The sequence below is a fragment of the Lactiplantibacillus plajomi genome (genome assembly GCF_005405405.1).
Taxonomy (GTDB): domain Bacteria; phylum Bacillota; class Bacilli; order Lactobacillales; family Lactobacillaceae; genus Lactiplantibacillus; species Lactiplantibacillus plajomi.
The window spans coordinates 1-4,789 of record NZ_BJDZ01000054.1 but is presented as its reverse complement, the minus strand read 5'-3'; the positions used below and the strand labels follow the sequence as shown (position 1 = coordinate 4,789).

3 protein-coding genes and 2 pseudogenes are annotated in these 4,789 nt (G+C 36.1%); 3 read left to right on the top strand and 2 right to left on the bottom strand.

Annotated features, from left to right (window positions below; translation table 11 throughout):
- Positions 1–22: 22 nt before the first annotated feature.
- Positions 23–100, top strand: a pseudogene (locus tag FFM82_RS13965) (site-specific integrase); the annotation flags it as partial.
- Positions 101–515: 415 nt separating this feature from the next.
- Here the strand turns inward: FFM82_RS13965 and FFM82_RS13295 are convergent.
- The gene (locus tag FFM82_RS13295; protein ID WP_015474710.1) at positions 516–842 is read right to left on the bottom strand and encodes a hypothetical protein; all 327 of its coding nucleotides are present in this window, start codon (positions 840–842) and stop codon (positions 516–518) included.
- Between the two features lie 284 nt (positions 843–1,126).
- Here FFM82_RS13295 and FFM82_RS13285 point away from each other — a divergent pair.
- Together FFM82_RS13285 and FFM82_RS13280 are read left to right on the top strand one after the other, a co-directional pair.
- Positions 1,127–1,636: pseudogene (locus tag FFM82_RS13285) on the top strand (site-specific integrase); the annotation flags it as partial.
- A 354-nt stretch (positions 1,637–1,990) separates the two neighbouring features.
- Positions 1,991–2,203, top strand: a complete 213-nt coding sequence (locus FFM82_RS13280) for a hypothetical protein (protein ID WP_010625611.1) — start codon at positions 1,991–1,993, stop codon at positions 2,201–2,203.
- Positions 2,204–4,033: 1,830 nt separating this feature from the next.
- Here FFM82_RS13280 and FFM82_RS13275 read toward each other — a convergent pair.
- Positions 4,034–4,522, bottom strand: a complete 489-nt coding sequence (locus FFM82_RS13275) for a DUF536 domain-containing protein (protein ID WP_137646231.1) — start codon at positions 4,520–4,522, stop codon at positions 4,034–4,036.
- Positions 4,523–4,789 lie beyond the last annotated feature (267 nt).

Here is a 4,789-nt window from a genome sequence, read left to right as displayed (position 1 = left end):
AAAGTAAAGGAACTAACAGCTTATGCAACAAGTTGTCTTACCCATCAAAGATTCAAACGTTCTTAAAGAGGTTCAAGATACGTTACTCAATAACTTTAAGAAGCTGTTTAGTATCTTTGATTTTGACCAAATAATTTGATAAAAAAAGGAGTGAGCGAAGCCCACGCTCACATTTAACTGCGCCTCCCGTTGGTCGTTGCTAAAATCAAGCCCACGGTTAGGAAACTTCGGTCACACCCTCAGGCAGAATTAAATAGCGTTAATAGCTGATCTGGCCCTTTCTATTGTTCTAACTGTCGTTATTTTGAAATCAAGCATACTACATCAAATCATGCTATAGCACTAACAGTAAGATAAATCAGAAAATCAAAATATCAGTTAAAACGATGATGTGGCTAAAACGTAATTTAATTGCTAGAAGGAACAAATGAGATATTAAAGATAAAAAGGCTGACACCTGTTTAAGAGTGTCAGCCTTTTTATCTTTAATATCTCTAATTAGTGGTATGGTCTTTCTAGCGACCACCAAATCCACTAAAACCACCAAAAATCATTCCAATACCACTACCCGTTGTACTAGTTTGATATTTATCTGAGATAAGATTCAAATAGATAACTTTAACTTTTGGGGATAGGGCAGATTTTATCGCTAGGGGCGTTAAAAAAAATTGTAAATCACTTAAAATTTTTGGCAAATATTTTTTGTCTTTTAAAGATTGTTCTGCTTCCAGTAAAAATGGTTTTTCTTCAGTAGTTGGTGCATCAGCTAAAGCATTTTGTATATCAGTAAGTAATTTCACTTCAGTAGGTATTCGTTTTGTGTTGTTTTTAAAAAAGCTCATTAGATGACACCTCCTTATTTTTCATGTCCTGATTTCCATGAACCGCCAAGTACAACCATTTTTAAGGACATAGAGCATGGCACAGAAGATATCATAAGGATCAATGTGTTTTGGGTGAGTTCGTTTTCTTGAAGCTTCCAGATCCTGGCGGATCAAATCGAATTGTTGCCGAGAAATATCGCTTTGGTAATGATGACTAAAATGTTGCATATGATTACCAACTTTTTTGACAGTAGTTTATCAAATTATTTGGTCAAAATCAAAGATACTAAACAGCTTCTTAAGCTGGCCGACGTAACTATACGATTTTTCAAGTTGGTAAAGCGACGCTACTGCGAGTGAGTGACGTTATGGGTTTAAAACAGACCGATATTTTTAATCTGGACGGTTCTATTAAACAAAATGCGTTCATTCATGATCGAAAAACTGGTAAGCCTAATACCTTGTACCTTAAACCAGTTCAAACAGAACTCTTATTGTATCGTCAATGGCTGCTTGATCATAAACTAGCATCTGAATGGCTCTTTCCTTCCATTCAACACCCAGATCGCCATATCACTGAAAAACAGTTCTACAAAATTATGAGTAGGTTTGGCGATCTGTTAGGAATTAATTATCTAGGTACTCATACGATGCGCAAAACTGGGGCTTATCGTGTTTACACGCAATCAAATTACAATATTGGCCTAGTCATGCACTTACTAAATCACTCAAGTGAAGCCATGACTTTAGCTTATTTAGGCTTGAATCAAGCAAGTACAGAAAACATGTTGAACCAAATTGATTTTGGGTAAATTGGTTTGATTTTGTTGTCGCCAACGGCGACTTCTGATACAGGTTTTTAATGGGTCTAGCACAACATAGAATAAATTCTATGTGTAAGTGCGCATTGACCTCGTTTCACTCGGTCTGCTGATAACCATAGAATCAATTTTTGCCATGGTTGAATTGAATGTATTCTTAATTCAACTTATGCTTACACTTAACTAAGCTTGTTATGCTTTAGATACTTAAAAAATGTTGCAGATTCCACTGTTTTAAGCCAATTTTTTTAATCGTTCTGTGCAAAGAATCTTTATGAGCTTGGTAACAAATTTTGAATAACGGTCCTGTAAGATCTGTGAATTTAAACTGAAAGCATTATTTTGATGTTAGGAGTAATTAAGATGGACGAAAAGAAAGTATTAAAAACCATTGATGAAATGCTTGCTGATCCTTGGCAAGTTGATATTCAAGAATTGTTTGAAGCTTCTTTCAATGAACCTGACGAGATCAAAAAGAATTTGTATGATTCCCTGTATACTTATGTTTTGCAAAAAAGACAAGAAGATATTATTAATCGTCCTGGCTTCGTTATTTAGCCCTCTAAAAGCCTGCTGAGGGCTTTTTATTTTTGCTTTGTTATAAATATATATAAACAGTCTCAAAAACGCTAGAAACAAGAAATAAGGCCCTTAAAAACGAATATAGCAGTTAGATTCTTGTTGAGATTCAGAAAAACTAACTGTTTGCTGTCAATGGTAGCGGACGAGCGTAGCGTGGGAGCATAAGGAATTGACAGCTTTTAACTAGTTTTTACACCTTTTAGCGTATAAAGTTGCTTAGGTTGTAGGTTGCTTGTTAGCACACAAAAAGGCCTATCAAATTAATGACGGGCCTTTATGATTTTGCTAGAATCGTCACACTATTATGAAGTAGGTGTTTGTGTCATGTCGGAGACACAAGCATGATTATAGCACTATGCAAACTTGGTGCAATACTAAAAAAGTGAACACCCGGGTAAGTGCTTACTAAGAAGTTGTCACTTCGAAACGGAATACCATGAGTCCCGACTAATGGGACAACTTTATTTTAGATCATTCTAATTAAATTGCAATATTAAAAAGCGACTACCTAAACAGATAGCCGCTCCCCCAAGTAATATAGATAGCACATATTATTATAATAACATTAAAATTGACATAGTAAAAAGGCCTATCCAGTTAAGGGTAGACCTTTTTATTTTGCGGTATGTTACTGAAAGTAGTGTGCAATGTCATGTCATACAGCACAAACGTAGTATAGCATTATTAACGCTAGTTGCAACCACTAGAGTCAGTTTTCATTATAGCACTATTTTATGCTAGTTAACATAACACATAGTATTAAAAGCTAAAGTTTGTGAAGTGTTTAAATCCTTGTTATATCAACGATAGCAAGCTATATATTTACCGATATCATACGATAACGATACTTTGTGAAAATAGAGTAAATTTGTAAATGCTAATATACCAGTATTTTACACTTGTGAAAGTTTATTATTCTACGTATGTAAGTTACTTTGTGATAATGACGTTTCATGTATAATTGTCCGAAACATGTCGGCTTAGAACCCGCCTAGGCTGAGACTATATAATATTAATAGTGTGTCTATCGTTAGTAGTTAGTTCTTAACGTTTTGTGGTCTACGTGACGATTAGTACATTAATAACACCCTAGTTTAACCTATCTGCACGCAACCACGTGCTCTTAACCCTCAAGGTCAAAACCAGTTTAGTGCACTTGCCCTTTGCTGTTCAGAACGCTTGAACCTGAGCGGGATATAGTTTTCCCCTTGTTTTGCGAAGAAGAAAACTTTTTGTTGTTCGTCACGAATCACCGTCACGTAAAAACACTTGCATTGTTACTATTGCGCTTGTAGATTAGCCTAACTAATTTAGCCTATAAAAAAAGCACCCTTTATAGGTGCCAGCAATCATTTATTTTTAGTTGTTTGGATCACTGGCCTTGCGTAATCGCCCTGTACTTTCGTACTGCTTTACCGCCCGCCCCGTACGTGGGGCCACCGTTCGGAACCAACCTAAATACAAGTATAGGTTAATTCCTAGTGGGAGTTTATAGCGGCGGCTCTCACTTGACCTGTCGACTTGTTTCATTAGCTCCGCTAACCGGCTGTCAGTCCTCGAAAGGTAAGATTAGTTGGCTTGGCTAGAATGTTGCCACTCTAGTAACGGGGCTTGGCTCCCCCGTGATCCAGAAAAATTCAACTCTACCTACTTGAAAAATCTTACAATAGTAGGTAAAATGAACACATAAACTTTGGTAAGAGTTATGTGTTCCCCCGGTGCCCACCGAGGGAATTTTTTTGTCTATTTAATTTAGTTACAAACAGTATTATACCCCTTTGCCGATAATATGACAAATGGGTATTTTTAGCGTCTTAACCAGCCAAATAAGCCCTTTTTAGACGTCTTAGTTTCTTCCTCCTTGTAATTATCCTCGGCAGGTTTTGAAACGTCTGTATCGTCCATATTTTGGCTCTCACTGACATTTTGTTTGGTGTCATTGGCGCTACCATCTAGTAACTTTTCATTTTGTCGGTTAGTTGCTAAATTGAGTTGTTGTTGCTGGCTTAGTAATTGAGTTAGCTTTTCAATTTGTCTATCCTTTTCGTCTAGTTGACGTCGCATTATATCAAGAACTTTATCGTCAATTGGTAACGTCTTTTCTTGTTTAGTCTTGGTGTTACTATTTGCATAATATTTACGAATAGCGTTGACAACGCTATCATCAATTACATATCTTTCATTGCTGTCTTTTAAGGGTTTTTCGTTGTCGTCAAGCATATCAATAATTTGATAAACCCTTGCACGTGACAAATTCAACTCTTTAGCTATTGAAGATATTGTCTTGCTTGCCATTTCACGTCACCCTTTATGTTAGTATATACCTTCATATTAACATAGTTAATCAAGGTAAACACGGAACGAAGGCTTAGAACACGCGTCTCAACATATGATATACTTCTATCGCGGAGAGTTTTAAAGGTAGCGGCTATTCTTGCTTGAAAAGTGTTGGCAAATTCTATAAGAACGTGTTTGGATACTTTGACATTCGATTTGATTTTAGTTAAATTAGATCAAAAACAGGAGTTTTTAATCCATGAAAAGCTTTGCACACCATTATAG